This is a genomic window from Gammaproteobacteria bacterium (assembly GCA_029880545.1).
Lineage (GTDB): Bacteria > Pseudomonadota > Gammaproteobacteria > Acidiferrobacterales > SZUA-150 > JAOUOD01.
The window spans coordinates 21,735-46,862 of sequence record JAOUOD010000005.1; the positions used below are offsets into that span (position 1 = coordinate 21,735).

The following is a 25,128-nucleotide window of genomic DNA, read 5'->3' on the forward strand; positions in this document are numbered from 1 at the left end:
GTGAATCAGGCCTTTAACCCGGCCTTGCCCGAAGCAGCGTAGTCCAGGCTGCCGTCCGGTCCATAGGTGTTCTCGTTGCCGGACTGGCCGGCAAGAATGGCCATCATGCGGGCAACATGTTGCCGGTACTGCATCATGGCCATGCCATTGATCTGGTTCAGGCGCTGGCAGGCTTCCGCGGCGCGGGTAAAACGAAACCAGGCAGATGCCAGTGACGTGTTGTCACCCGGGTTGTATTCAATAAAGTCGGTAATATTTTGCTGGTTCACGGCCTGGAGCAGCGCCAGGCGTTGCGATTCGATTTGCTCCAGCACCGCTGTGCTGCGGGATTTTTTATCGACAATGCCAAGCAGGCTGTCGACGTCTGAACGGGCCAATGCATCCCGTTCCTGTTCCAGCAGCCCGGTCAAGGCTTCAAGTTCGGCAGTCTCGCGGCCGAGCAACTCTTCCAGTTGACTGGCAGCTTCCTTGCTCACGGGCATTACTCCACGTCACTGCCGTACAGGGCGGCTTCCAGGCTCAACAGGCGCTCGGCGATACGGGCCGGGTTGATGTCATAGCTGCCGTCGGCAATGGCCTGGCGAATGGATTCCACTTTCTGGGTATCCACCACCGGTGTGGCTTCGGCTTGCTTGGCCAGGCGCTGTAACTGGCTGGCAGCTTCAGTCAGGCTCAGCGTGTCCGCTGTTGAAGGCCGGCCGGTCTCGGCGGAGTCCGCCGGCTCCCTTTGCGCAGGCTGTACCTTCGACGCGTTGGCCGCAACCTGGGCAGCGTTGCTGTTGGTGCTGTTAATGTCGATGCTCATTACATTTCTCCGGGTGCTTACACTGTCTTTAGCGGCACGGATTTAACAAACTTTAGAAGAATTTTGACCTTTTTTTACAAAGTCACCTCGACCAGGCCTTTGCCGGCCACAATCGCTTGTATTACCTTGCTGTTTCCATGTGATTTCACCTTAATCCGGTCACCGGTGGCGCCATCGGTGAGCGCTTTGCCAGTCATGCGCACCTCAAGGCTGCCTTGCCTGGTCAGGATGGTGACCTGGTCGCCGCGTTTTACTGCCCGCGGCGGCGCAATATCGATAGCGCCAAGTATCTTGCCCACCGGTGTGTTGCGTTTCAGCTGCTGGCCGAGCACGTGAGCCTTGTCGGTAAAGTAGCCTCGCTGCAGCTCACCCAGGTTGGCGCGCTGTGCCGTGAGGTCCGTATCAGTAATAAGGTGTCGCGCCGGCAATGGCCGGGCGGTACGCCAGACCATGGCAAAGCGGTCAATAGTGACCGGCACGTAAAGCTTCCACGGCGAGGCATCATCACAGCGCACGCCAATGGCGGTATGGCCAAGCAACTTGCGGCCTGTTGGCAGGAATGCTGATAGCGGTAGTGTGCACGCACTCAGCCGCAGTCGCGGGTCCAATGGATTCACCCGAATGTGGGTTTCGATGGTATCGGTCAGCGATGCCTCGACGAATGTCCGCGCCGCCTGGCCAATGGCCTCCAGCGATTGCACCGGTGTGCCGGGCGTCGCCGCCACGGCCGGGCCGGCGGCCAGCAACCCGATCGCGCCAATAAGCCGCCATCCCGGCAATGGTTGCCGGGCCGGATGGCCGTTTGTGTCAGCTTTTTGGCGATTCATGGCGTTATGACGTCCGTTTGCGTGCCCTGGTTGTCTTTGACAAGGTAAGTTGCAAATGGCGTGCCGGGTTTGGGGTGGCATGTTGCCCTCGGCTGTCATTTCGATCTCGTCAGTCATTTCGACCAACGGGAGAAATCTTTCTTGATGTGTGTCGGCTGCGCCGACGGCTTCAAGATTTATTTGCCGGGTCCCGCCCCGGCGGGCGGGTTACTCTCTTGTAGCGACAAGAGAGTAACCAGAGAAACGCCCCCGCTGTCCTTAACCGTCTTGGCCTGCTGTCGCGCCTTCACGACAAATCCGCTCAGAGCTCGCCGGTGAAAAACGGGGTCAGACCCGGTGTATGGGTCTGACCCCGTTTTTCACTCGGGCTCAAACACGCCGAGCGGATTTCGTTCCGGCTCGCGCCACCGCCAAGACAAGGACAGAAGGGGAGGAAACCCTCGAGCCCGGGTTTAGAACGGATTGATCGAGGTCTGACCACGGGAACCCGAAGGGTGAGTCTGCTCTGACTCCTGATCATCAGGTTAGTTGCTTGTCTATCCCGTAATCGAAAATGCCCCAAAACCGGTGTTCCGGTCTATAAAACCAGTGTTATACTAATTATTATCGTACCAAAAGTGTCGTTAAATAGTATGCGGCATCCTATATTGAGATAGGAAGCCGCTACCTATCTACCTCATTTCAGGGTGATAGGAAGCCGCTTCCTAATATACTGTTAGGCATAAAATCAATGATTGAAGAATTAACAAACTATTACCGCCAGAATGGAATATTGTCCACTGGATTCACCTGCCATCATAAAAATCGATGCCAGGGTGATTGCGACAGCTTTACCGGGCCAAAGTCTGCTTTTGTTAGTTCAGGATATGAGGCGCACACCCTACCTAGATTACTTTTCTTGTCGCTAGATTCGGGTAGTGGTGATAAAGCTGATGAAACCAGACTTCCACTGTCTGTAAGGCAACAAGAGGAAGTTAACAGGAATGTCTTGAAGTTGCATAAACATAAGCATTGGTACCGAACTCATGAACTGGCTTGGTACATTCTGGCGAAATTCAATAGCGAGTTACAAATACAAGACGCTAAAAGCTTCTTTGCACACGCCAATTCTGCAAAATGTTGCATGAACAAAAAGCAAAGAAGGAAGGCGGACGCAATTCTATTCAAAAACTGCAGAGGCTATCTTGGTGGTGAATTAGAGATTCTTTCACCGGACATATTGATAACGCAGGGGAATGACGCGAAAAAAGCAATTAAATTACTCAAAGAGAGTACAACTCATACAATAGATGAGTTTGCATCCATAATTAAACTAAATGGAAAGCATATTTTTTGGCTTCACACTTACCACCCCAACAACTGGGGCGCCTTCAACAAGCAGAGAGAGTTTGATAAAACCAACAAGGTTTCACTCGGGTGGGTCAGGTACTCTGATTTAATGTATGAGTTTGTTACTAAAAATGATTGATACCGGGTCGGACCTACGCAAGCTGTTGATAAATGATTGATACCGGGTCGGACCTACGCGAGCTGTTGATGCTATGATTGAAACAATTATATACAGGCCTGATTTTACGCTTAGAGCGCTTGTTTCAGGTGTAAAATGCGGTATCTAAACTTACTAATCGAGAGATGAACGGGATAAGGTGGATGAAGAGATTCGCTGATCGCTATTGCTGCAGGCTCGACGAGATTGGATGCTATTGAATTTGTCTTAACCACAAAACCAACCAGTAAAGGAGATGCGCATGCATGGAATGAATGTTCGTGTTCAGATTCAACCGGGGAAGATCGAGGAGGCGGCGACGTTGCTGCGTGAGCAGGTGATGCCCACCGCCGCCAATTACCGCGGCTTTATACAAAACTTCCTGATTGTTGATGCGCCGAACAATCGCCTGGCGTCGCTGAGTGTCTGGGAGACCGAGGCAGATGCGAAGGCGATTTACGAGGAGGAAGGCGGTTTGTATCAATCCGCGGTGGCCAAGCTGAAACCGTTGCTGGCTGCGCCGCCCGACGCCTGGATGGGCACGCTGACCCGCGTGGACAAGTAGGCAGTCGTTTTGTTGTATTTCAGGCGCCCGGGATGGTGCTCCGGGCGCTGGGAAAAAGCAGGGGAGAATGGTATCGCGGGCATTTGGTTCCGGTTTTCGATATAGTTCTTCCCTGCTCTATATCATAGAAAGACCCGGTGGAACCAAATCTCTACATCTCATTCATTATTGCCTCGGTGGTGTTAATCATCATACCCGGGCCGAACGTGCTGGTGATTGTCTCTACCTCTGTCGCCCATGGTGCCGGCCGGGGGTTGCAGACCGTGGCAGGCACATCGTCGGCCATGGTCGTGCAATTACTGGTTGCAGCGCTGGGCACCAGCTGGGTTGTCCGGTCAGTTAGCGAAGGTTTTAGCTGGTTGCGCTGGCTGGGTGTGGTGTACCTGGTCTACCTGGGTGCGAGCCATCTTGTGCGCTTGTTCAAATCAGCTGATACAGAATACGTGCCGGAAACGGGCCGGGGTACGTTTGCCCGGGGCTTTGCTGTATCCCTGACCAATCCCAAGACTATCCTGTTTTTCAGTGCGTTCCTGCCGCAGTTTGTTTCCTCTGACGAGGCATACCTTGGCCAAATTATGCTGTTGTCTGTGACTTTCCTGGTGCTGGCTACAGTGCTGGATAGCCTGTATGCCTTGCTGGCCGGAAGGCTTGGTGGCCTTGCTCGCGCGTCATTCGCGCAACGGGTTCAGCATGGTGTCAGCGGCGTGTTGTACCTGGCGGCAGGTGCGTGGCTTGCTGCATTGAGACGCAGCTAGGGTTTCAAGTTCAGGTTACCGATGGTAGCTGAACATCCTGCCTGTGCCGTCGCCTACATTATCCGCCTGAGATCAAGCTATCACCAAACGCGGTTACCGGGTTGGTGGCTGATTGAAGGCCGCTCAGTCTATAGACAGCGGTAGCGATATAGTGAACGTGGAACCCCGGTCTACGACGCTGTGTACGCCGATGTTACCCTTTAGTACGGTGCGTACAATTCGTTCGGTCAAGTACAGGCCAATGCCGGAGCCGCGTTCCCGGCTGGCCCTGGCGTTTTCGCCGCGTTGAAAGGCTTCAAACAGGTGAGCCAGGCCGTCTTCCGTTATACCGATACCGGTGTCACGGACCTGGATGGAAATTCGATTATCCTGTTTGCTCAAGATCAGACTGACTGACCCGCGTTCCGTGTACTTGATGCCATTGGACAGCAGGTTTACCAGGCATTGAATCAATCGTCGACGGTCGGATCGAATCCGGAAGCCGCTGTTGCTGTTGATTTGCAAGGTAATGCCTTTTTGTTCGGCGCGCTGCTGAACGATCGCCAATGCATGGGTGACAGCCTCATCCAGCATAAAGGTCTCAATGTGAGGCTCGATAGCGTTGGAATCAATCCGGGCGATGTCCATGGCATCGGTTACAAGTTCTTTAAGCAGGTCTGCGGAGTTGACAATATTGGTGAGCATCTGTTGCTGCTCTTCGGTCAGATCCCCGACAAGTCCCTTTATCATCATGTCGCTATAGCCGATTATCGAGGTGAGTGGATTGCTGAATTCATGGGCCATGCTGGCAATGAACAGCGTCTTGATCTTGTCAATCTCCTGGAGCTGCCGGTTAGAAGCTTTAAGGCGAAGCCTCGCTGAGTCCAGGCCCATGATGGTTTCCATCAGCAACAGGCTCTTTGCGTGTGACGTATAGGACAGGCAGCGCATTTCCATGGCCCGTTCGATGAGCGCACGACTCATTTGGGTGAATTTCTGGTTCGGATCGGCGTTATTGATCATTTTTGCCTCCCGGGATCAGGTCGTAGCCGCACGGCAGGGCTTTTAGGTAGGCAATGGCTTCCGCTATTCTGTCTCCCGGAATCAGTGAACCGTGTTGCGGCAGAATCCGGCTGACATCCATTTTTTCAATAATATCCATGGCGCCGTTTAACAGCTGGCTGCTGGGCATGATGGCCTGGTGCCAACGGGCCATGGACTCGGGAAATTCCTTCCCGGCAAACAGGTTGGCAGACCTGGACAGGGAGCCAAAGATGTCGCTGGTAAACAGGCTCTTGCTCTGGATGTCATGGGTGATAATGGCGCCGGGGGAGTGAAGGTAGGGCGTGTAGACAAAATCCAGCCGCCGGCCACTTTCCAGGGTCAGGCTGTAGTCGTGTTCGTCTACGGCGTAGAGCTCGGACTTGATGCCGTAGTGATAAATGAGTCGATGTGTTGTGGAGTGTGCGACGATTTTGAGATCGGCGCGATGAATGACGTCTTCGATAACCGGCAAGTTGCCACAGACATCAGGGTCCTGGTGGGCGGCGATTATGGTGCTGATACTTTCAGGATTCACAATGTCGATGATTTTTCGCATGATCACCGGAAAATCCGGAATCGATCCGGGATCAATCAATACTGTTTCGTCGCCATCAATAATCAGAAACGGGTTGCTGTTAAGCTGGGATTCTTTGTCAAAAAACCCTATCCAGTATATTCCGTCCCCGATCTCAATGGCGTCAGACATATCCGGGTTAGTGCCTGACATGGCCGGCTCCTCCTGTAGTGAAATTTCTTGTTATTATTTTGCATCCCGGAGCATTATGAATTAATCGATATTTCTGGTCTACATTGAGTGTGGATATCGGGGCCGGACATTCTGTCGAGAGTGGAATCTTGATCACACAACGCCGGTGCCCACGCTGAAGACGGGCGTCCGGTATTCAAAATAGTGAAAACATTGTGACCAGGTGCGGACGCTGGTATTGGTCCTGGTCTTCTTGCGATTTCAATGGATTCAGTACAACGGTAGTGTTTGGCATAGCCGCGGGGGCCGGTAAATCGGCGCCCGGAAAACGGAAACACGCAGCGGCAATCCTTGCCGCCCCGGCAAGCCCGGTGTTGCCGTTTGCCACCTTCGCCGCCCGCCAATTCGGCCATAATCCGTTCAAACCAGGTGAAAAACAGGCACTTGCGTTGCTGGCACGGTGGTTGCAATGAACAGGGCAACAGTACAGGAGTCGGTTATGCCTTTTTCATTCGATACCATGTTTGGCCTTCACGAGCAGTCATTGCTGGTGCATGCGCGCAGGGCGCAGGTGCTGGCTGCCAATATCGCCAATGCCGATACGCCCAACTACAAGGCGCGCGATATCGATTTCCGTGAGGTGATGCGCAAGGCCGAGGCGGGCGCGGGTTCCGATTACTTTCGCCTGCGCACGACCAGTTCAGGCCATATCGATGCACCGGTCAGCGACATTTTCAATGACGATCTTCGTTTCCGCGTGCCATCACAGCCTTCTATTGACGGTAACACCGTGGAAACAGAAACCGAGCATGCCGAGTTCATGGAAAACGCCGTGCGTTACCAGGCGACTTTGCAGTTTTTGAGTGGCCGCATCAAGACGCTGTTGAGCGCGGTACGAGGAGAATAATCATGTCATTGTTTAACGTATTTAATGTTTCCGGATCCGGCATGTCGGCCCAGTCGATTCGCCTGAACACGGTGTCCAGCAATATGGCCAATGCCAACAGCGCCAGCAGCAGTACCGACCAGTTGTACAAGGCACGGCAGCCAGTATTTGAAACCATGCTGCAACAGGCGGGTGGCATGGGTGAATCCGCCGGTGTGCGCGTGACCGATATTGTTGAAAGCCAGGCACCGTCGCGTCGCGAATATGCACCGCATCATCCCAAGTCTGACAAGGATGGCTATGTATTTTATCCCAACGTGAACATGGTGGAAGAAATGGCCAACATGATTTCGGCGTCGCGCAGTTTTCAGAGCAATGTCGAGGTGATGGATACCGCCAAGAATCTTATTCTCAGGACCCTGACGCTGGGCCAGTAACCCGGCAGCAATGGATGGACAGATCATGAACAAGGTCGATAACAACATTCTGCGTAACCTTGGTCTGCAACAGCAGAACAATACGCAGGAGCAAAAACAGAAGCTGGGCCAGGACCAGTTTCTGAAATTGATGATTGCACAGCTGCGCAACCAGGATCCGATGAAGCCTATGGAAAATGGCGAGTTCCTTGGCCAGATGGCGCAGTTCAGTACTGTATCCGGTATCCAGGACCTGCAGGCTTCTTTCGAAAGCATGGCCACGTCCATGCGCTCGGCGCAGGCGTTGCAGGCCACTGCGCTGGTCGGTCGCACCGTGTTGATTGATGGTGATACCGATATCAACGGCCGCACTATCGGTCATCTTGGCCAGAGTGGCTTGCACGGCGGCATGAAGCTGGACAGCAGTGTTGACCGCCTGAAAGTCGATATCTTTGATACCAATGGCCAACTCGTTCACACCATTAATTACAACGACCCATTGCCAGCCGGCGATGTGTACTTCTCCTGGGACGGCAAGGATTCGGCCAGCAACCCGTTGCCTGAAGGAAAATACACCATCGCCGTGACTGCTACTCGTGGCAGCACCAGTGAAGCGATCCAGGTGCAGGTAGCAGACGTAGTGACCAGTGTCACCCTGGGCAGGCAGGGTGGCCTGACATTGAATCTTGCTCATGCCGGTCCGACCGACTTGAGCGTAGTCAGACAGGTTATGTAGCAGAATTTCTCAAGGAGACAGGAATATGCCTTTTCGTACAGCATTAAGCGGGTTAGTTGCAGCAGGTACCGAGCTTCGTGTAATTGGCAATAACGTTGCCAACGCCGGCACCATTGGTTTCAAGAAGTCACGCACCGAGTTTGCCGATGTGTTTGCCGTATCCAATCTTGGCGCCGCCAGTGACTCGGTGGGCACGGGCGTGCGTATCGCCGATATTGCCCAACAGTTCACCCAGGGCGTGGTGGAGTTTACTGACAATCAGCTTGATCTTGCTATCAGCGGCCAGGGCTTCTTTCGCCTTAATGATAACGGCGCCACGATTTATTCGCGGGCTGGCGCATTCCAGGTGAATCGCGATGGCTACATTGTCAATTCAACAGGCGCCCGTTTGACTGGCTATGTTGCTGATCCCAGTGGCAATATAACGGGCGCGCTGGGCGATCTTCGGCTGAACACGGCCGATATCAATCCCAATGCCACTACCCTGATCGAGGCCGGCCTGAACCTGGATGCATCGGATGCCATTATTCCGGCTGCCACCGTGTTTGATCCGACCGATCCGACCAGTTACAACGATTCCACATCGTTGACCGTATTTGACTCGCTGGGCAACTCGCACCTCGCCACCATGTATTACCGCAAGACGGCGGACAATACCTGGGAAACCTATATGTTTGTCGATGGCAACGAGATATATGGCAACGTCGCACCACCTTATACGGGCGATACGCTGACGTTTGATACCAATGGCAACCTGCTGACGCCGGCAGGCGGCACTATTGCCTATCCGCCTTATGATCCCAATACCGGTGCGTCATTAATGTCATTGACCATTGATTACACGTCCGCCACGCCAACCACGCAGTACGGCAGCGGTTTCAGCGTCAACGCACTGAGCCAGGATGGTTACACCAGTGGTCGCCTGACCGGCCTGGACATTGGTGAAACCGGTATGGTGATGACACGCTACTCCAATGGTCAGACGCGCCTGCTGGGCCAGGTGGCACTGGCCAACTTCGCCAACCCGCAGGGTTTGCAACAGCTGGGCGATACCCAGTGGGCGGAAACCTATGACTCCGGTTCGGCGCTGGTGGGTGCACCGGCTACTGCCAGCCTGGGCATGATCCAGGCGGGTGCACTGGAGGGTTCCAACGTCGACCTGACCGAGCAACTGGTCAACATGATTACCGCGCAACGTAACTTCCAGGCCAATGCGCAGGTGATCTCGACCGCCGACACCATCACCCAGACCATTATCAACATCCGCTAATAGGTTGAGGTAAAGACAATGGATCGCATGTTATTTGTAGCCATGACCGCCGCGCGCCAGACCGAACTGGCGCTGGCCAGTCATACCAATAACCTGGCCAATGTCAGCACTACCGGTTTTCGTGCCGACTTCCAGGCGTATCGCAGCATGCCGGTATTCGGTGAAGGTCATGATTCGCGTGTGTACGCCATGACCGAGCGTCCGGCCACCGACTTTGCAACGGGTGTGGTCCAGAGCACCGGTCGCGACCTGGATATCGCCGTGAATGGCGAAGGCTGGATTGCCGTGCAGGCCGCCGACGGTTCCGAAGCCTATACACGCGCCGGTGACCTTCGTGTCAATAACCTGGGTTTGCTGGAAACCGGTACCGGTTTGCCGGTGCTGGGTAATGCCGGGCCTATTGCCATTCCGCCGGCGGAAAAAATTGAAATCGGTGTGGATGGCACGATTTCCGTTCAACCTCTTGGTGAATCTGTTACTACCCTGGCAGTGGTGGATCGCATCCGCCTGGTAAACCCGCCAAAAGAACAACTTTTCAAGGGTGAAGATGGCCTGATTCGTGCAGAGCAAGGTGTAGAGGTGGTGCCTGACGGACAATTGACGGTCAATACCGGTTCACTGGAAAGCAGCAACGTCAACGCCGTGGATGCACTGGTTAACATGATTTCGACCTCGCGCCAGTTCGAGATGCAGGTCAAGATGATGAGTACCGCGCAGAACATCGATGAAGCATCGTCAAAATTATTGCGCCTCGGTTAATCCTTCAGCGCAGTCGAGCAAGATAGAGTTCAGGAGAAGACAATGAATCCCGCATTATGGATTGCCAAGACCGGACTGGATGCACAACAGACTCGCATGTCCGTTGTTTCCAATAACCTGGCCAATGTCAGCACTACCGGCTTCAAACGCGGCCGCGCCATTTTTGAAGACCTGTTTTACCAGAATGTACGCCAGGCCGGCGCGCAATCGTCGCAGGATTCCACCTTGCCGTCCGGCTTGATGCTGGGTACCGGTGTGCGCACGGTTGCCACGCAAAAGCTTCATACCCAGGGCAGTTCATTGCAGACCGGCAACTCGCTCGATATTGCAATCAATGGTCGCGGCTTCTTCCAGGTATTAATGCCTGATGGATCGACGGCGTATACCAGGGACGGTTCATTCCAGGTGGATGCACAAGGGCAGATGGTGACGTCAAGCGGTTACAGCCTTGAGCCCGGTATCACCATCCCGACGGACGCGCTGAGTGTCACCATTGGTAATGACGGAACAGTCACGGCTGTTGTGCCGGGCAGCGCCGCGCCGACAAACGTTGGCAATATCCAGCTGGCAGACTTTGTTAACACCGCGGGCCTGCAACCCGTTGGCCAGAACCTGTTCCTTGAAACCGCCGCCAGTGGCGCCGCGCAGGCCGGTACTCCCGGGCTCAACGGCCTTGGCATGGTGCAACAAGGTTCGCTGGAAAGTTCCAACGTCAATGTTGTTGAAGAACTGGTGAGCATGATTGAAACACAGCGTGCCTACGAAATGAATTCCAAGGCAATCCAGACGGCTGACCAGATGTTGGCCTATGTAAGCAACAACCTGTAACGAAACGGATGATCGCCATGCCAGTTAAACCTGTTCGCTTGTTTGTATTGCTGCTGTTGGCCCTGATGATGTCAGCCTGTGCCAGTTTGCCGGACCCGGAATACCGGCCGGTGCCACCGCAACCACAAGTCCAGGCCGAGCCGGTTGCTGCCAGCGGTTCCATTTACCAGGCTGCCAACGGCGTGCGCTGGTTTGAAGATCTGAAAGCACGTCGCGTTGGCGACACGCTTACCATTGTCCTGGTTGAAAGCACCAATGCCAGCAAGGAGAACAGTACATCCACCAGCAAGGAAACCGATATCGGTCTGAGTAATCCCACCTTGCTGGGTTCACCGGTACAGTTTGATGTGCGCCGTAACTTTGCGCTGGAAAACACCACCAACAACAACATGGAGATCGGCATCTCCGGTGGCCAGACTTTTGACGGTTCCGGCAGTACCAGCCAAAGCGCGCGCTTGAATGGCAGCGTTACCGTATCGGTTGCCGAGGTGTTGCCCAACGGCAACCTGGTAGTTCGCGGTGAAAAGATGATCGTACTGGACCAGGGTGAAGAATACGTTCGCATTCGCGGCATAGTCAGGCCTATTGATATCTCGGCCGACAACTCGGTTGCCTCCACCAAGGTGGCCCACGCGGAGATTACCTACGGTGGTCGTGGCGCCGTTGCTGATGCCGGCAGCCAGGGCTGGCTGAGCCGGTTCTTCATGAAGTTCTGGCCATTCTGACCAGAGCCTGATGATGCACAGGGTTTTGTTTATGTAGCGAGAGGGATCGATGCCCAGGGACGGGTTTTAGATAATGTCGAGGCGACAATGCAAACAGTCATGGTTACATTCAATCAGGCAGCAAGGCGGGCGGTGCTCGCAGTTGTTGTTTGTGTCTTATCGCTGGCTGCGCCGGTGGTGCAGGCGGAACGAATCAAGGACCTGGTGTCTATTGCGGGCGTGCGCAGCAACCAGCTTGTTGGTTATGGCATTGTTGTTGGCCTTGATGGCACTGGTGATCAGACCAGTCAAACGCCTTTTACAGTGCAAAGCATCAAGAGCATGCTGGCGCAGTTTGGCGTCAGTATTCCGGCCAATATCAACCCGCAACTGAAAAATGTTGCCGCGGTTGTGGTGCACGCCGAGTTGCCACCGTTTGGCAAACCCGGGCAAACCATTGATATCACCGTATCTTCTTTTGGCAATGCCAAGAGCCTGCGTGGCGGCAGCCTGATTATGACGCCACTTAAAGGTGCCGATGGCCAGGTTTATGCCGTGGCCCAGGGCAATCTTGTTGTTGGCGGTTTTGGTGCCGAGGGCAAGGATGGCTCACGTATTACCGTGAATGTTCCGTCAGTTGGCCGTATTCCCAACGGCGCCACCATTGAGCGTATCGTGCCCAATGCCTTCGCGCTGGGTGAATCCATGATACTTAACCTGCATCAACCGGATTTCACCACGCTGTCCCGAATCAGTAATGTCATTAACGATAACCTCGGTCGTGGCACCGCCAGTGCCATGGATGCCGGGTCGATCCAGGTGAGTGCACCGGCTGACCGGGCTACGCGCGTGGCATTCATGTCGGTGCTGGAAAACCTGACCGTGGATCCGGACGAAGCGCCGGCCAGGGTAATTATCAACTCGCGCACCGGTACAGTCATTATCGGGCGTAACGTCAGGCTGACTGCTGCTGCCGTATCCCATGGCAGTCTTACGGTTACCATAACCGAGCGTCCTGAAATCAGCCAACCGAGACCATTGTCCAAGGGTGAAACCGTCGTTGCCCCGGTCTCCAAGGTGGAGATCGAGGAAGAGGGTCGGCGCATGTTCAAGTTTGATCCCGGCGTCTCGCTGGATGACCTGGTGCGTGCCGTTAACCAGGTGGGAGCCGCGCCGGGCGACATTGTTGCCATCCTGGAAGCGCTGAAACAGGCCGGTGCATTGCGGGCGCAACTGGTGGTGATCTGATGGCTATGAACCCGGCATCATCGTTGACTGCATTGGCCGCTACTGATGTTTATGGCGCCGATGTCTATACCGAGTCCGCCGGGCTGGAGCGCCTGAAATCATTGTCACGAAAGGATCAGCGCGCGGCACTGGAAGGCGTGGCCAGGCAGTTTGAATCATTGTTGTTGCAACAAATGCTCAAGAGCATGCGCAGTGCCAATCTTGGCGACAGTATGTTTGACAGCAATGAATCAAAATTCTATCGCGACATGATGGATCAACAGATGGGCATTAACCTGTCGCAACAGCAGGGCCTGGGCCTGGCGAAAATACTGGTGCAGCAATTGAGTCGCCAGTTTGGTCTTGATCAGCAGACGTCAACCACCGAACAAGCGCCGTCACAACTTCCGCCGGTGGCCAGCATGCCGGCGGCGCTGCAGCGTCTGCAACCGGCACCGGCAGTTGATGGCAAACCCGCGGCCGGCCTGGTCATTGACGTGCCGGACATGTCGGTGCCGCGCGTGGAAAAATTGTCGCCATCGATTCATGGCAATGTTGACAAGATTGATGGCAGTCCGGAAGCCTTTGTCCGGGTGTTATGGCCCCATGCGCAACAGGCGGCGCGTGAACTCAATGTCGATCCGGAAATACTTATCGCGCAATCGGCACTGGAAACCGGTTGGGGCCGGTCAGTCATTGATGGTGGCGGCCTGGACAGCAGTTACAACCTGTTTGGTATCAAGGCCGGATCAGGCTGGGACGGTGGCCGCGCCAGTGCCAGCACCCTGGAGTTTGAGGAGCAGTCGGGCGTGATGACGCGCCAGCGTGCGAGCTTTCGTACCTATGAATCCTGGCGACACAGTTTTAATGATTACGTGCAGTTTCTGAAGACACAGCCACGTTATCGCGATGCACTGGATCACGGTGGTGATTCGGTACGTTTTGTTGAAGGCCTGCAGCAGGCCGGTTATGCCACGGACCCGCGGTACGCGGACAAGATCGTGCGTATCGCCACCGGCCCGGAAATGCTCAAGGCCACGTCCGCGCTGCGGGCCTGATGGCATGAACCAGGCATGGCAGGGGGCAAGATCATGATTGGAGAAATGTATGGCAGGTGTTGATACCCTGGGCATAGGTCGAACCGGACTGCTGGCATTCCAGCGCACGCTGAGTACCATCAGTCACAATATTGTCAATGCCAATACTGACGGCTACAGTCGCCAGCGTGTTGAACTGGGTACGCGACCTCCGCAGTATTTTGGTGCCGGTTTCATGGGCACGGGCGTGCAGGTGCAAAGTGTTGAACGGCTGCACAATGCCTACATAGAAGTGCAGTTGCGTGGTGGCATATCCTCTTCCGGTCAACTGGACAGTTTCTACAGTTTTGCCGCGCGCGTGGATAACCTGCTGGCTGATCCGCAGGCAGGACTGACACCGATGCTGGAAAGCTTCTTCGGGTCATTATCCGATGTGGCGGATGATCCGGCCAGCCTGCCGCCGCGACAGGTGCTGGTCAGTGAAGCCGGTTCACTGGTGCAACGGTTTCATTTTCTTGACCAGCGGCTTGACGATATCCGCATCGGCGTAAATACCGATATCACTGCAACAGTTAACGAGATCAATGGGCTGGCGCAAAGCCTGGCAAAGATCAACCGTGACATTGTCTATGCCAGCAGCCAGGGAAGTGGCGAGATGCCCAATGACTTGCTGGACAAGCGCGACAACCTGGTCAAGCAGCTTTCCGAACGCGTATCGGCTAGAACACTGTTGCAGGATGACGGCGCGCTGAATGTTTTTATCGGTAACGGCCAGACCCTGGTTACCGGGTTCAATGCCCGCGAGCTGAGCACGGTGTCCAGCCAGTACGACAGCTCACGCCTGGAAGTGGCCTACGACACCGGTAACGGCTTTATTGAAATTTCCAGCCAGCTAAGCGGCGGCACCCTGGGTGGTACGTTGCAATTTCGTTCACAGGTGCTCGATCCGGCGCGTAATGCGCTGGGCCGTGTTGCCATGGGGCTTGCTGACCGGATCAATGACCAGCACCAGTTGGGCATGGACCTGAACGGCAATCTCGGTGGTCTGTTCTTTAATGATATCTATACAAGCAGCCCGGAAGTGATGGCGTCCAGTCGCAATACTGGCTTGCCGCTGGCACAGATTGATGCGAACGTGATCGATGTCAGCCAGTTGACCACCAGTGATTACCGGCTGGATTTTGATGGTGCCAACTTCAGCCTGACCCGCCTTATCGACAATGTCGTTGTTGCCACGGCAACGGCCGCAAGTTTTACCGGTGGTACGCCCATAGTCGCTGACGGCGTGGAACTGAACTACAGTGGCGGCGGCTTTAATGTAGGTGACCGCTTCCTGGTCAAGCCAACTTACTCGGCTTCGCGTAATCTTGAGATGGCACTTGTTGATCCGGCCACCATAGCGGCCGCGGCGCCGATTCGGACCTCGGCCGGGTTTGCCAACATTGGTAATGGCGAAATCAGTGCCGGTGTCGTGGTGCCGCCGGCGCCACCCAATGCTGACCTGTTGCAACCGGTAACCATCACGTTCACTTCGCCAACCACCTACGACATTACCGGCGTCGGTGCCGGATTGCCCTCGGCAGGCAATGTCTATGACCCGGCTACCGGTGCCACGGTTACTGTTAACGGCTGGACCGCCGAGCTCAGTGGCGCGCCGCAAACAGGTGATACGTTTATGGTTGAGCCCAACTACAACGGCGTTTCTGATAACCGCAACATGCTGTTGCTGGCACAGCTGCAGGATTCAAATATTTTCCCGGGTAACGCCACTTTCCAGCAGGCTTATGGCCAGATGGTGGCAGACGTAGGCATCAAAACCCGGCAGGCGGATATCGCCGCCGAGGCGCAACATACATTGGTTCAGCAATTGCAGATGGAGCGTGAATCCGTATCCGGCGTAAACCTGGACGAGGAGGCCGCCAACCTGGTGCGTTTCCAGCAGGCTTACGAGGCGGCAGCTCAAGTTATGAACGTAGCGTCCGATCTATTTGATACGCTGCTTGGCGCCCTCGGTCGCTGAACCCATATCGCGGAGTAACTCATGAGAATATCAACAAGACTGGCACAGGACTTTGGAATAAATGCCATGCTTGACCAGCAGGCCAGGGTCAGCCAGACGCAACTGCAACTGGCAACCGGCAAGCGTTTGCTGACACCGGCTGACGATCCGACCGGCGCGGCCCGCATTCTCGAGCTGGAAAAGGCTGTAGCCGCTACCGAGCAATACAATGTCAATGCCAATGCTGCAGATTCCCGTTTGAAGCTGGAAGAAACAGCGCTGCAAAGTATCATGAATGCCATTCATCGTACGCGTGAACTGGCGGTACAGGGCAATAACGCGGTCAACAACGTTGAGTCACGTCGCGCCATCGCCGATGAAGTCAAGCAGTTGCTGGCGCAAATGCTGGAGACAGCCAATACCCGTGATGCCAACGGTGAATACCTGTTTTCCGGCTACCAGGGCCTGACACGACCATTCAGTCGCGATTCTGCGGGCAACTTTCCCTATGCCGGTGACGACGGCCAGCGCTTTCTGCAGATCGCACCGGACCGGCAGATTGCCATTGGTGATTCCGGTACCGAGGTATTTCGAGCCATTCGCAATGGCAACGGCACGTTCACGACCATGGAAAACCCGGCCAATACCGGTACCGGCATTATTTCACCTGGCCAGGTAATTGGCGCATTTTCACCTGAAACCTTTACCATCAGTTTTACCCAGCCAACGCCGACGGATCCCGTTACTTACGAAGTGGTTGGATCAGTCAGTGGCGTGGTGATTCCCGCCGGAACGCTGTACCAGGAAGATGCCGACCTCGTGTTTGGCGGAGCTCAGGTAAGTTTCAAGGGTACCCCGGCAGATGGCGACAGTTTTGCGGTCTCGCCAAGCATGAACCAGGACCTGTTCACCACGGTTCAGAATCTTGCTATCGCGCTTGAAAGTTATGGTGACAGCAGTACTGATGGCGCACACCTCGGCAACGCAGTGAATCGATTCCTGGTGGACATAGACCAGGCAGTGGGCAATGTGCTGAATGTTGAAACCCGTATCGGCGCGCGTCTGAATGCCATTGATAACCAGCGTGATATTAACGAGAGTTTTGTCCTGCACAGCAAGCAGGCCATGTCTGAAATCCAGGACCTGGACTATGCCGAGGCCTCCAGTCGATTGAACCTGCAACTTCTGGGTTTGCAGGCGGCGCAACAGTCCTTCATCAAAATTCAGGGCCTGTCGTTGTTTAATTTCCTGAGGTAAATATCCACGCGACCGACGCGTCAGTTTCCTCCGTGAAGCTGCGCCATGGCGCCCTGGATGCGTGCACGGGAACTGGTAATAATACGCAAGAATCCCTTTGGTCCTGAATTGGTGATACCAAATTTCTTCAGCGCCGGAACGCTGTCCAGCGGTGGCCCGTTATAGGACTTGCCGCTGATTACCCGACTGATGATCCTGGCGCTGATTACAGCATCGCAGTAATCAGGCACGCTGAGTCGATCACGACTGTAGTCTTCGGATTCCTTGGCGGCAGTAACAAAGTCCGATTCAAAACCCCACCGTTCCAGAAGCATGCCGCCGATCGTTCCGTGCAACCCGGAAATCGAGTGGTCCAGGATTTTTCTTTGCTTGGTGATATCAGGATGTTTGTCAGCGATTACGAGAATGGCCATTATTCCGAGGTTGCTTAACAGTCCTGCCAGCATTGCCCGATCGTTGTCCAGTATCGGTTGATATTCGGCAACGATTTGACTGAGAGCAGCCAATTCAACACTCCGGGTATACATGTTTTTCATGCGCCGGTGGATTTCCGGATTATCCGATCCAAACAGGTTTTTCATGATAACGATCATGACAAGCGACCGAACTGCTTCCAGGCCCACCCTGGAAATTGCATCGTTCAGCGACGTGACCTTGAAACGGGACGGGTAGATTGGGCTGTTGGCCATGTTGATCAGTCTTGCCGAAATGACCGGATCAAGGCGTACCATGTCTGCAACTTCTCGTGGGCCCATACGGTCATCATTGATCGCGGTGTTGATGCGGTTCGCGATGTCCGGAAGGCTTGGCAAGTCGACCGAATTTGAATTGAATGTGGCCATTATTTCGGCAAACAACAACTCCTCTTCTTCGGACAACTCACCATCCGCATGTTGCTCGGCCTGGCGTGGCGCATCCTCCAGGCATTTTTCACAGATTTCCTTGTCGACAAGGAGAATATCTGCGCGCTTGCTGACACAAACGGCCGAAAGACCTTTTGTGTTGATGCGAAACAGGGGTTGCCTGGCGCGCTCGGACTCAGCGCTTATTTCGCCCATGACCTTGCCGCCTTGTTCCAGTTTCAGTATGCCGTTGGAAAGATAGGCAATATTACAGGCCAGGTCTCCCGCGTCCAGGAACTGCCGGTTACGCAAGCTTTTCCATGTTGCTGTACTGGCAATTTTTCTGAGTGCAAAATCAGGCAATTGACACAGGGTTTCGGTCTGACGAAGTTTAACAAAGGCAGCCTGTATTTCTTTTGTTTGGATCGGCGCAGTCATCTGGTCAAGGTTGTCACGAATATGTTTGGATTCACATTTAAGAGAATGTACTAATCGGATATCGGGTAATTCTCGCCAAAGTTTAGCTGCGTTACTTGTGCGGAAACCAGATTGTTCAGGCTATGACTTCCGGAAAGTCCACATAAAAAGTGGTACCGGAACCGACCACGGAATCAAAGCCAATGTCACCGCCCATTTTCTCCACGAACTGCTTTGTAATGGCCAGCCCGAGTCCGCTACCGCCAAGGCGGTAGCGATCATCCCGATTCAGCTGGGAGAATCGCTGGAAAATTAAAGGGTAGGATTCCATCTTGATGCCTTCACCGCTATCCGAAATCGCTATACGGATAACATCACCTTGCCTGCTGACCAGGATGTCAACATGGCTGTCTTTACGAGAAAATTTTGCCGCGTTGGACAGGAGATTATTCATGATCTGGTTGAAGCGCTGTGCGTCTACACGGACCCTGGCTTCAATGCTGGCGGGATCAAGGTGGAAGCTGACGCTGTAGGTCTCGCCGTAATGCTGATTCGCCTGCATGGCTTCCTTGACCATGTCGAGGACGTTTTCGGGCTTCATATTGAAGACCATCTTTCCGTTGTCCAGCTTTTCAATATCCAGAATATCGTTTACCAGGTGGTTCAGGCGCACGCTGTTGTTGAGCGCGATCTTCAGTGTCTCCTTGGCCTGTGGTGACATTGACCCGGGAACTTCGTTGTAGACCAGCTTGATGGCGCCATAAATGGCCGTCAGCGGTGTGCGTAATTCGTGGCTCACCGTTGAAACAAATTCATGTTTCAGTGTTTCGGTACGGGTACCGATAGCGGGAAGCCAGATGATGACTCCAATGAAAAATAGCCCGTAGCCGAGAAATATGCCAATAAAGATTTCAAGAAATGCTTCCACGCTGGTATTGCCAACGACAATCAGCGGGTTTAATGAAGGAAAGTTGTCGGTGATATCCAGTATGCTGCCCAGCAAAATAAAAGACCATCCGGTCAGGACAAGCTTCCACCCTCGCTGCGAATTGAATCCGAGATTGTTGCCAAAGCGGATGGCAAAATACAGTGTTGCGGCAATGGCAAGGGTTCTGAAGCATTCCAGTGCAATCTCCCACATTCTTTTAATCCTGGTAACTTACGATGTTGCATTTCAGTGATTGATATATCGAAAAATTATAGATCGTGAACAAAATAATCGATGAAAAATTGTGTTGTATTGTGTGAATAATTGTTATCGACAGATTGATTGCGATGAGGAGATGTATCGGTACCATTCCGGACTGTTGGCTACAACAATGAAATTAGTGTGGCGATTGCAAATACCCGGGGAGCGGAGTGCAGAACAAATGACTTGGCGCCAGGTTTTAATTCCGTTGCAGTTTCCGTTGTTGTTGCCCGAATTGGCTGAAAGTAGTCTGATGCTCGTCTGAAGCGTAGCAGGCATTGTGCGGATGAGGTGTCGGACAAAACCGGAACCCTTCTACCGCGGGAAGACAGAAGATTCGGGATAAGACGATGGTCTTAATTGTCCGAGGCAATAAAAACAACAGGGCCTCGCTACGCGAGGCCCGTTTTGGCTATTTTATGGGGTTCGCCGACTCAGTTTTCGAATTTTTCGAATACCAGGCTGGCATTGGTGCCGCCAAAGCCGAAGCTGTTGGAAATTGCTCGCTTCATGCCAACATTGTCCATACGCTGACGGGCGATCGGCATGCCTTCGGCAGCGGGATCCAGGTTCTCAATGTTGACCGACTCACAAATGAAGTCGTTTTCCATCATGATCAGCGTGTAGATGGCTTCGTTGACACCGGCGGCACCGAGGGCATGACCGGTGAGTGACTTGGTGGAGTTGATTACGGGAATGTTGTCACCAAAAACTTCCTTGATGGCTTCCAGTTCCTTGGTATCGCCTACGGGAGTACTGGTGCCGTGGGCGTTAAGGTAATCGATCGGGCCGTTAACCGTTGCCAAGGCCTGTTGCATGCAGCGTATCGCGCCTTCACCGGAAGGCTGAACCATGTCATAACCGTCCGAGGTGGCACCGTAGCCGACGAGCTCGGCATAAATCTTTGCACCTCGGGCCCTGGCGTGTTCCAGTTCTTCAAGTACCAGTACACCGGCACCACCGGAAATGACAAAACCGTCACGATCAACATCATAGGCGCGGGAAGCAGTGTGTGGCGCCTCGTTATATTTTGATGACATGGCACCCATGCCATCGAACAGTACACTTAATGTCCAGTGCAATTCTTCACCACCACCGGCGAAGACAATATCCTGTTTGCCCATTTGAATCAGCTCGGCGCCATTGCCAATGCAGTGGGCGCTGGTAGAGCAGGCAGAGGTGATGGAGTAGTTCACACCCTTGATCTTGAAGGGTGTGGCCAGGCATGCGGAGTTGGTGCTGGACATGCCGCGGGTAACCATGTACGGACCGACGCGCTTGACGCCTTTTTCGCGCAGGATGTCGGCGGCAGCGACAATGTTTTGGGTAGATGGACCGCCGGAGCCCATGACCAGGCCACTGCGTACATTGGATACCTGGTCTTCCGACAGACCGGAATCGTCAATGGCCTGCTGCATGGCCAGGTAGTTGTAGGCGGCGCCGTCGCCCATGAATCGCAGAATCTTGCGGTCGATATGCTCAGCCAGGTCAATCTTCAGTGAGCCGTGGATCTGGGAGCGGAATCCCAGCTCAACATAATCGGGCGCGGTTTCGATACCGGAACGGCCTTCGCGCAGTGACTCCAGGACTTCCTGTTTATTGTTGCCAATACTGGAAACAATTCCCATTCCGGTTACAACTACTCGTCTCAAAGGATACTCGCTTTTGTTAAAAGTTATCGGTTGAGGTGAACAGACCTACTCGCAAGTCCTTGGCAGCATATATCTCTTTTCCGTCCACTTCCATGGTTGCATCCGCAATACCCATGACCAGTTTGCGCATTACCACGCGTTTGATATCGATCCGGTAGGTAACCTTCTTGTGTGTCGGCAGTACCTGACCGGTAAATTTTACCTCGCCGGCGCCCAGGGCGCGACCGCGACCGGGACCACCTTTCCATCCGAGAAAAAAGCCAACCAGTTGCCACATGGCGTCCAGTCCCAGGCAGCCGGGCATGACCGGGTCGCCTTCGAAGTGGCAGCCGAAGAACCACAGGTCAGGCTTGATATCCAGTTCGGCAATAATCTGGCCCTTGCCGTGAACGCCGCCTTCATCACTGATATGGGAGATGCGGTCGAACATCAGCATGTTCGGAAGCGGCAGTTGGGCGTTGCCCGGGCCAAACAGTTGGCCGTGACCGCATTGGATTAACTCTTCGTAGCTGTAGCTTGATTGATTGCTCATGATGCTCTCTGACAACGGCGGCCTGGTGGACGCCCGGTTTCTGACTCGTTATTCACGTTTCCGGGAAAAAAGTCGGCGAAGTGTACCAAAAAAACAGACAATATCCGAAATACTTAGCCGTTGAAATTGCCGGATTTGACGGGTTTTATCCGGCATCCGTCCTGATCGCACCACAGTGCACCCCCGGCCTGGTACCAGTCTGGCAGCACGTGACGCTGTCCGGAGGCTCCGTCAATATTCACCGTGTGGCTGGCCGGACGATGCGTGTGACCATGAATCAGGGTTTTGACGCCGTGTTCGCGCATGGCAGCAGAAACGGCCTCGGCGTTGACATCCATGATGTCCGCCTGTTTCCCGGCGACGGCATCCTTGCTTTGTTCCCGAATATGCTGTGCCATGGCGATGCGCTCTTCAACCGATTTGGCCAGGAACTCCCGGCGCCAGTCGGGATTGCGCAGCATTTGCCGTAGTTTCTGGTAATCGTGATCGTCGGTGCACAGGGTGTCACCATGCATCAGCAATGCGCGGTTGCCGTGGAGGTCAATAACAGCTGGATCTTCCAGGAGTCGGCCGCCGGTGGCGTTCTCGAAATCCTCGCCCATCAGGAAGTCGCGGTTGCCTACCATAATATAGAGCGGAATCCCGGTATCGGTGAGCGCCTTCAACGCGGAGACAATGGGAGCATGATCCGGATGGGCCATGGCCTCGTCACCGATCCAGTATTCGAACAGGTCACCCAGTATGTACAGGGCTTCCGCCCGGCGAGCCTCGGTCTCCAGGAAATGCAGGAATAACGCATTGATCCCCGGGCGCTGGCCGCACAGGTGCAGGTCGGAAACAAATACCGTTGCCATGCCGAAGAATCGTCAGAGATTGACGACTTCAACTTTCTCTAGCACGACATCCTTGATTGGCACATCCTTGAAACCGAAGCGTGATGCTGTCGGTACGCCGCGGATCTGTTCCAGGGTGTTGAGGCCGTCGACCACCTTGCCGAACACGCAATAACCAGAGCCTTCCGCTGTCGGCGCGGTGTAATTGAGAAAATCATTGTCGACAACATTGATAAAAAACTGGCTGGTAGCCGAGTTGGGATCGCTGGTACGTGCCATGGCAACAGTGCCACGGGCATTGCGCAGACCGTTCATGGCTTCATTCTGAATCGGGTTATGAGTGGGTTTTTGCACCATGTCGGGACCGAATCCGCCACCTTGGATAACAAAGCCGTCAATGACCCGGTGGAAGATGGTGCCATCATAAAAGCCTTCGCGGGCATAGCGCAGGAAGTTCTCGACCGTGACCGGTGCTTTTTCTGCATCCAGCTCAAGAACAATGGTGCCGTAGCTGGTTTTCATGTGAATCATCATAAGCCGTGTAGTCCTTTGAAAATGGGTTTCCGGCAACAGTATCGAAAGGCCGGTTCGGCCTGAGCTGGGCCCGATACCCGTCCCTGGCCTGTGCCGGTCCTGTTCCAGGCATTCAATGCCGACGAAATCGAGGCCATGGTAGCGAAACTGCGCATCCCGGTGCAAGTTTATCCCGGTATTGCCGTGACTTTACGGGGCTTGGGTTTTTGTGCGCGGCTCCGGTACCATTGGCCCGGCTTGGCGAGAAATGCCCGGAGATTGCTGACCGTGGCCGGTTTCTGCCGATAATTGATCAACGAAGTGAGACCGCATGCTGCACATACATAACAACCTGACCAGAAAGAAAGAACCATTTCGGCCCATTGATCCTGCCAATGTGCGTATGTATGTGTGTGGTATGACCGTTTATGACTATTGTCACCTGGGTCATGCGCGGATGCTGGTGGTATTCGACGTGGTCTACCGGTATTTACGCCACGTTTTTGGCGCCGATCATGTGACTTATATTCGCAATATTACCGATATTGATGACAAGATCATCAAGCGTGCCAATGACAATAGTGAGGATTTCAATCACCTTACCGGGCGGTTTATCGATGCCATGCACGAGGATACCCGGGCATTGGGCATGCTGGATCCCGGCCAGGAGCCGCGGGCAACGCATCATATCGGTGAAATCCTGGACATGATCCGGTCACTGGTAGACAAGGGTTTTGCATATGCGGCCGATAACGGCGACGTATATTATGATGTCGCCGCATTTGACGGTTACGGCAAGCTGTCCGGCAAGAACACCGAGGACCTGCGCGCCGGCGCTCGCGTCGAAGTAGGCGAGGCCAAGCGTGACCCGCTGGATTTTGTCTTGTGGAAGGCGGCCAAGCCGGGTGAGCCCAGCTGGGATTCGCCCTGGGGACAGGGCCGCCCGGGCTGGCATATCGAGTGTTCGGCAATGTCCACCTGCTGCCTGGGCAATCACTTTGATATTCACGGCGGCGGTCTTGACCTCCAGTTCCCGCATCACGAAAACGAAATCGCCCAGAGCGAGGGCGCCACCGGCGAGAAATTCGTCAACGTCTGGATGCATAACGGTTTTGTCCGTGTCGACGATGAAAAAATGTCCAAGTCGCTGGGCAACTTTTTCACGATTCGGGAAATTCTCGAACGCTATGACCCGGAAGTGGTGCGATACTTTATATTAAGCAGCCACTACCGCAGCCCGCTGAATTATTCTGACCAGCACCTGGACGGCGCCCGCAGTGCGCTGACCACGCTGTATACGGCGTTGCGCGATTTCCCGGCAGCAGAGTCTGCTGTGCCCGAAGGCAATGAATACGCGACCCGTTTTGTTGCAGCGCTGGACGACGATTTCAACACTGCCGAAGCGCTGCCGGTGTTATTTGACCTGGCACGCTCCATTAACAGATTGCGCGCCCAGGATGTCGATGCTGCCCGGGCGCTGGCCGGGGAAATGCGAGGGCTGGCCGGGTTGCTGGGCTTGTTGCAGCGCGAAGCCGACGTCTTTCTGAAGGGGTCGGTGTCGTCGGCTGTCGATAGCCTGAGCGATCAGGAAATTGACACCATGATCGAGGCCCGCAATGCCGCCCGGGCCGCCCGTGATTGGGCCGAAGCCGACCGGATTCGCGATGCGTTGCAGGCGGCCGGTATCGAACTTGAAGATGGAGCCGGCGCTACCCGCTGGCGCCGCGGCTAGGTCTCCGCCCAGACCCCTTTAATTACAGGCCGGGTGGCCATGGGGTCGGGCCGCCAAGTGTTGATTCTACGAAAGCTTTCGCCCACAATCGGTACCCCCGGTCGACCAAGGCCGGGTGCTGGCGGAGGCATG

General features: G+C 54.5%; 26 protein-coding genes. 15 read left to right on the forward strand and 11 right to left on the reverse strand.

Going from position 1 to position 25,128, the window contains the following annotated elements; all coding sequences use genetic code 11:
• Window positions 1-5 precede the first annotated feature (5 nt).
• From OEZ10_06770 to flgA, 3 genes are all read right to left on the reverse strand, one after another.
• Window positions 6-476 (reverse strand): flagellar protein FlgN, encoded by a 471-nt coding sequence (locus OEZ10_06770; protein ID MDH5632685.1) that lies wholly within the window; start codon window positions 474-476, stop codon window positions 6-8.
• A gap of 5 nt (window positions 477-481) precedes the next feature.
• Window positions 482-805 carry a flagellar biosynthesis anti-sigma factor FlgM gene (flgM, locus tag OEZ10_06775; GenBank protein ID MDH5632686.1) on the reverse strand — a complete coding sequence of 108 codons (324 nt, stop codon included), beginning with the start codon at window positions 803-805 and terminating at the stop codon, window positions 482-484.
• A 74-nt stretch (window positions 806-879) separates the two neighbouring features.
• On the reverse strand, window positions 880-1,632 hold the full coding sequence (flgA, locus tag OEZ10_06780) for a flagellar basal body P-ring formation chaperone FlgA (protein MDH5632687.1): 753 nt from the start codon (window positions 1,630-1,632) through the stop codon (window positions 880-882).
• A gap of 730 nt (window positions 1,633-2,362) precedes the next feature.
• On the opposite strand from flgA, the gene OEZ10_06785 reads away from it, so the two are divergent.
• The 3 genes from OEZ10_06785 to OEZ10_06795 all read left to right on the forward strand — a co-directional run bounded on the left by OEZ10_06785 (window position 2,363) and on the right by OEZ10_06795 (window position 4,438).
• Window positions 2,363-3,100 carry a hypothetical protein gene (locus OEZ10_06785; GenBank protein MDH5632688.1) on the forward strand — a complete coding sequence of 246 codons (738 nt, stop codon included), beginning with the start codon at window positions 2,363-2,365 and terminating at the stop codon, window positions 3,098-3,100.
• A gap of 280 nt (window positions 3,101-3,380) precedes the next feature.
• Window positions 3,381-3,683, forward strand: a complete 303-nt coding sequence (locus OEZ10_06790) for a hypothetical protein (protein ID MDH5632689.1) — start codon at window positions 3,381-3,383, stop codon at window positions 3,681-3,683.
• 137 nt (window positions 3,684-3,820) lie between these two features.
• Window positions 3,821-4,438 carry a LysE family translocator gene (locus OEZ10_06795; GenBank protein ID MDH5632690.1) on the forward strand — a complete coding sequence of 206 codons (618 nt, stop codon included), beginning with the start codon at window positions 3,821-3,823 and terminating at the stop codon, window positions 4,436-4,438.
• Window positions 4,439-4,561: 123 nt separating this feature from the next.
• Here the strand turns inward: OEZ10_06795 and OEZ10_06800 are convergent, their stop codons facing one another.
• Together OEZ10_06800 and OEZ10_06805 are read right to left on the reverse strand one after the other, a co-directional pair.
• Complete coding sequence (locus tag OEZ10_06800; GenBank protein MDH5632691.1) at window positions 4,562-5,440, reverse strand: HAMP domain-containing histidine kinase; 879 nt, start codon at window positions 5,438-5,440, stop codon at window positions 4,562-4,564.
• Complete coding sequence (locus tag OEZ10_06805; protein MDH5632692.1) at window positions 5,430-6,188, reverse strand: MBL fold metallo-hydrolase; 759 nt, start codon at window positions 6,186-6,188, stop codon at window positions 5,430-5,432. The genes OEZ10_06800 and OEZ10_06805 overlap by 11 nt, the downstream gene beginning before the upstream one ends.
• Window positions 6,189-6,666: 478 nt before the next feature.
• Between OEZ10_06805 and flgB the strand changes: the two genes are divergently transcribed.
• The 11 genes from flgB to flgL all read left to right on the forward strand — a co-directional run bounded on the left by flgB (window position 6,667) and on the right by flgL (window position 17,286).
• On the forward strand, window positions 6,667-7,074 hold the full coding sequence (gene flgB, locus OEZ10_06810) for a flagellar basal body rod protein FlgB (GenBank protein MDH5632693.1): 408 nt from the start codon (window positions 6,667-6,669) through the stop codon (window positions 7,072-7,074).
• A gap of 2 nt (window positions 7,075-7,076) precedes the next feature.
• Window positions 7,077-7,490: a flagellar basal body rod protein FlgC gene (gene flgC, locus OEZ10_06815; GenBank protein MDH5632694.1), complete on the forward strand. Its 414-nt coding sequence runs from the start codon at window positions 7,077-7,079 to the stop codon at window positions 7,488-7,490.
• Window positions 7,491-7,515: 25 nt separating this feature from the next.
• Entirely contained in the window at window positions 7,516-8,205 is a 690-nt protein-coding gene (locus OEZ10_06820; GenBank protein MDH5632695.1) for a flagellar hook assembly protein FlgD, read from the forward strand.
• Window positions 8,206-8,230: 25 nt separating this feature from the next.
• Entirely contained in the window at window positions 8,231-9,475 is a 1,245-nt protein-coding gene (gene flgE / locus OEZ10_06825) for a flagellar hook protein FlgE (GenBank protein ID MDH5632696.1), read from the forward strand.
• An 18-nt stretch (window positions 9,476-9,493) separates the two neighbouring features.
• Entirely contained in the window at window positions 9,494-10,234 is a 741-nt protein-coding gene (locus OEZ10_06830) for a flagellar basal body rod protein FlgF (protein MDH5632697.1), read from the forward strand.
• 42 nt (window positions 10,235-10,276) lie between these two features.
• Window positions 10,277-11,062, forward strand: a complete 786-nt coding sequence (gene flgG, locus OEZ10_06835; GenBank protein ID MDH5632698.1) for a flagellar basal-body rod protein FlgG — start codon at window positions 10,277-10,279, stop codon at window positions 11,060-11,062.
• Window positions 11,063-11,079: 17 nt separating this feature from the next.
• Window positions 11,080-11,787: a flagellar basal body L-ring protein FlgH gene (locus OEZ10_06840; protein MDH5632699.1), complete on the forward strand. Its 708-nt coding sequence runs from the start codon at window positions 11,080-11,082 to the stop codon at window positions 11,785-11,787.
• 99 nt (window positions 11,788-11,886) lie between these two features.
• Window positions 11,887-13,014, forward strand: coding sequence for a flagellar basal body P-ring protein FlgI (locus OEZ10_06845; protein ID MDH5632700.1), 1,128 nt, complete (start codon window positions 11,887-11,889; stop codon window positions 13,012-13,014).
• Window positions 13,014-14,051, forward strand: a complete 1,038-nt coding sequence (flgJ, locus tag OEZ10_06850; protein ID MDH5632701.1) for a flagellar assembly peptidoglycan hydrolase FlgJ — start codon at window positions 13,014-13,016, stop codon at window positions 14,049-14,051. Before OEZ10_06845 ends, flgJ begins: the two co-directional genes overlap by 1 nt.
• 49 nt (window positions 14,052-14,100) lie before the next feature.
• On the forward strand, window positions 14,101-16,050 hold the full coding sequence (flgK, locus tag OEZ10_06855; protein ID MDH5632702.1) for a flagellar hook-associated protein FlgK: 1,950 nt from the start codon (window positions 14,101-14,103) through the stop codon (window positions 16,048-16,050).
• A gap of 21 nt (window positions 16,051-16,071) precedes the next feature.
• Window positions 16,072-17,286 carry a flagellar hook-associated protein FlgL gene (flgL, locus tag OEZ10_06860; protein MDH5632703.1) on the forward strand — a complete coding sequence of 405 codons (1,215 nt, stop codon included), beginning with the start codon at window positions 16,072-16,074 and terminating at the stop codon, window positions 17,284-17,286.
• A 20-nt stretch (window positions 17,287-17,306) separates the two neighbouring features.
• On the opposite strand, the gene OEZ10_06865 is transcribed toward flgL, so the two are convergent.
• From OEZ10_06865 to OEZ10_06890, 6 genes are all read right to left on the reverse strand, one after another.
• A complete protein-coding gene (locus tag OEZ10_06865) occupies window positions 17,307-18,491 on the reverse strand; it encodes an HDOD domain-containing protein (protein MDH5632704.1) in 1,185 nt (394 codons plus the stop codon).
• Between the two features lie 190 nt (window positions 18,492-18,681).
• Window positions 18,682-19,686 (reverse strand): HAMP domain-containing histidine kinase, encoded by a 1,005-nt coding sequence (locus OEZ10_06870; GenBank protein ID MDH5632705.1) that lies wholly within the window; start codon window positions 19,684-19,686, stop codon window positions 18,682-18,684.
• 482 nt (window positions 19,687-20,168) lie between these two features.
• Window positions 20,169-21,386, reverse strand: coding sequence for a beta-ketoacyl-ACP synthase I (gene fabB / locus OEZ10_06875; protein ID MDH5632706.1), 1,218 nt, complete (start codon window positions 21,384-21,386; stop codon window positions 20,169-20,171).
• Window positions 21,387-21,402: 16 nt separating this feature from the next.
• Window positions 21,403-21,918, reverse strand: coding sequence for a 3-hydroxyacyl-[acyl-carrier-protein] dehydratase FabA (gene fabA / locus OEZ10_06880; protein ID MDH5632707.1), 516 nt, complete (start codon window positions 21,916-21,918; stop codon window positions 21,403-21,405).
• Window positions 21,919-22,031: 113 nt separating this feature from the next.
• Window positions 22,032-22,772 (reverse strand): UDP-2,3-diacylglucosamine diphosphatase, encoded by a 741-nt coding sequence (locus OEZ10_06885; GenBank protein ID MDH5632708.1) that lies wholly within the window; start codon window positions 22,770-22,772, stop codon window positions 22,032-22,034.
• A gap of 12 nt (window positions 22,773-22,784) precedes the next feature.
• Window positions 22,785-23,282 (reverse strand): peptidylprolyl isomerase, encoded by a 498-nt coding sequence (locus OEZ10_06890; GenBank protein MDH5632709.1) that lies wholly within the window; start codon window positions 23,280-23,282, stop codon window positions 22,785-22,787.
• A gap of 313 nt (window positions 23,283-23,595) precedes the next feature.
• Here OEZ10_06890 and cysS point away from each other — a divergent pair, with 313 nt between their 5' ends.
• A complete protein-coding gene (gene cysS / locus OEZ10_06895) occupies window positions 23,596-24,996 on the forward strand; it encodes a cysteine--tRNA ligase (GenBank protein ID MDH5632710.1) in 1,401 nt (466 codons plus the stop codon).
• Window positions 24,997-25,128: the final 132 nt, after the last annotated feature.

Excerpts from the sequence above, each read along its gene's own strand:
- flgM (MDH5632686.1), bottom strand. The coding sequence starts at position 805 with ATGAGCATCGACATTAACAGCACCAACAGCAACGCTGCCCAGGTTGCG.
- flgA (MDH5632687.1), bottom strand. The coding sequence starts at position 1,632 with ATGAATCGCCAAAAAGCTGACACAAACGGCCATCCGGCCCGGCAACCA.
- OEZ10_06785 (MDH5632688.1), top strand. The coding sequence starts at position 2,363 with ATGATTGAAGAATTAACAAACTATTACCGCCAGAATGGAATATTGTCC.
- OEZ10_06790 (MDH5632689.1), top strand. The coding sequence starts at position 3,381 with ATGCATGGAATGAATGTTCGTGTTCAGATTCAACCGGGGAAGATCGAG.
- OEZ10_06800 (MDH5632691.1), bottom strand. The coding sequence starts at position 5,440 with ATGATCAATAACGCCGATCCGAACCAGAAATTCACCCAAATGAGTCGT.
- OEZ10_06805 (MDH5632692.1), bottom strand. The coding sequence starts at position 6,188 with ATGTCAGGCACTAACCCGGATATGTCTGACGCCATTGAGATCGGGGAC.
- flgB (MDH5632693.1), top strand. The coding sequence starts at position 6,667 with ATGCCTTTTTCATTCGATACCATGTTTGGCCTTCACGAGCAGTCATTG.
- flgC (MDH5632694.1), top strand. The coding sequence starts at position 7,077 with ATGTCATTGTTTAACGTATTTAATGTTTCCGGATCCGGCATGTCGGCC.
- OEZ10_06820 (MDH5632695.1), top strand. The coding sequence starts at position 7,516 with ATGAACAAGGTCGATAACAACATTCTGCGTAACCTTGGTCTGCAACAG.
- flgE (MDH5632696.1), top strand. The coding sequence starts at position 8,231 with ATGCCTTTTCGTACAGCATTAAGCGGGTTAGTTGCAGCAGGTACCGAG.
- OEZ10_06830 (MDH5632697.1), top strand. The coding sequence starts at position 9,494 with ATGGATCGCATGTTATTTGTAGCCATGACCGCCGCGCGCCAGACCGAA.
- flgG (MDH5632698.1), top strand. The coding sequence starts at position 10,277 with ATGAATCCCGCATTATGGATTGCCAAGACCGGACTGGATGCACAACAG.
- OEZ10_06840 (MDH5632699.1), top strand. The coding sequence starts at position 11,080 with ATGCCAGTTAAACCTGTTCGCTTGTTTGTATTGCTGCTGTTGGCCCTG.
- OEZ10_06845 (MDH5632700.1), top strand. The coding sequence starts at position 11,887 with ATGGTTACATTCAATCAGGCAGCAAGGCGGGCGGTGCTCGCAGTTGTT.
- flgJ (MDH5632701.1), top strand. The coding sequence starts at position 13,014 with ATGGCTATGAACCCGGCATCATCGTTGACTGCATTGGCCGCTACTGAT.
- flgK (MDH5632702.1), top strand. The coding sequence starts at position 14,101 with ATGGCAGGTGTTGATACCCTGGGCATAGGTCGAACCGGACTGCTGGCA.
- flgL (MDH5632703.1), top strand. The coding sequence starts at position 16,072 with ATGAGAATATCAACAAGACTGGCACAGGACTTTGGAATAAATGCCATG.
- OEZ10_06870 (MDH5632705.1), bottom strand. The coding sequence starts at position 19,686 with ATGTGGGAGATTGCACTGGAATGCTTCAGAACCCTTGCCATTGCCGCA.
- fabA (MDH5632707.1), bottom strand. The coding sequence starts at position 21,918 with ATGAGCAATCAATCAAGCTACAGCTACGAAGAGTTAATCCAATGCGGT.
- OEZ10_06885 (MDH5632708.1), bottom strand. The coding sequence starts at position 22,772 with ATGGCAACGGTATTTGTTTCCGACCTGCACCTGTGCGGCCAGCGCCCG.
- OEZ10_06890 (MDH5632709.1), bottom strand. The coding sequence starts at position 23,282 with ATGATTCACATGAAAACCAGCTACGGCACCATTGTTCTTGAGCTGGAT.
- cysS (MDH5632710.1), top strand. The coding sequence starts at position 23,596 with ATGCTGCACATACATAACAACCTGACCAGAAAGAAAGAACCATTTCGG.